This is a genomic window from Mycoplasma sp. CB776 (assembly GCF_054343395.1).
The window spans coordinates 1-1,421 of sequence record NZ_JBTGVD010000043.1 but is presented as its reverse complement, the minus strand read 5'-3'; the positions used below and the strand labels follow the sequence as shown (position 1 = coordinate 1,421).

The following is a 1,421-nucleotide window of genomic DNA, read 5'->3' as shown; positions in this document are numbered from 1 at the left end:
CCTGCGTTTCCCAGTTAATAGGGAAAAAATACAAATAGTGCTGTTTTACAGCACTTTTCGTTTGCTTTTTTAAAAATTTACTTGCTATTTTATGTATTTTATATATTCATCATAAAAATTTCAAGCCATTACTGATAATTCGTTATCTAATCTTTTAAAAGTTAATAATTTATTGCTATTTCTATCTTCTTCTGTCATATAAATTAAATTTTTTAAAATTAAAATAAATTTTTCATCTGTAATTTTTTGTATTATTCCATTATCTTTATAGAAATTTTTTATTTTTAATAAAAACATTTTCAAAATTCATAATGATAAAAAAGAAAATAATACATGTCCTTGGATGTGTTTAGTTGTATAAACATACATTGGTCTAATTTGTAAATTATTTTTTAATGTTCTAAAATTTTCTTCTATTTTTCATTGCATTGAGTATATTTCTACAACTTTTAATGGATCTAAATCCTTTAAAGAAGTTTCATATACATAATAACCATCAAATTTTTGATCATTTGAAATTTTTTCTTCATCTAAAACATATTTAGAAGAATTCAATTGTTTAAAATATTTGGTTTTTTTGTATCCTATCATTCTTTTTTCATTAACAAATCCATTTTTGTCTTGATTTTTAATAAAATTATTTATTTCATTCTCTCTATTTAGTTTATCTAATTTAGCTCTGGATTTACTTCAGGTGACAATTTGTTTTCTTATTTTCCCTTTATTTTCTTTATTTTCTACAAAAATTTCTTTAGTTTTATATTTAAACTTTCCTGATATCTCAACATAATCATCTTCTTTTAATAAAAATTCTTTATATTTTTTTGTTTCGATATTTGCTCTTTTTGAAATTATGTAGTCTATATTATTTTCTTCTAAAAAATTAATATTTTCTGCAGAACTCATTCCTCTGTCTGAAACAACTGTAATTTTTGTATTTTTATAAATTTCCTTAAATTCCTGTATAAAAGGAATTAATGTTTTTACATCTGCAGTATTTCCAGGAAAAATTTTATAAAAAATAGGTATATTTTCTGAATTACACGCCATTGCTAAAACAATTTGATCTTCTTTAAATTTTCCATCTTTTGAATATCCTGGTAATCTTAATTCTTCTTTTTTGAAACTTTCAAAATAAATTGTGGTTGAATCGAAAAAAATAGTTTCGTTTTCATTGACAAACTTTTTAGATATATTTTTCAAGATATTTTCCTTATTATCTTCTAATAAGTCAAGCATTCTATAAAAACTATTTTTTGAATAATCCAAGTCTGTATATGATTCAGACTTATTTATAAAAGATTTAAAAATACTTGAAGGTTGACAAATTCTATTAGCAATTTGATAAGAAAGTATTTCTTTCATCCCTTTGTGCTTACCAAAATTAAAATTTTCAAAAATGTTTAAATCATACATAAATT

At 21.3% G+C, this 1,421-nt stretch carries 1 protein-coding gene; it reads right to left on the bottom strand.

Annotation, left to right across the window (positions count from 1 at the left end; all coding sequences use genetic code 4):
* Positions 1-84: 84 nt before the first annotated feature.
* Positions 85-1,421 (bottom strand): IS1634 family transposase (locus ACXX86_RS04065; protein WP_458561197.1); only part of this gene is annotated, 1,337 nt, incomplete at its 5' end.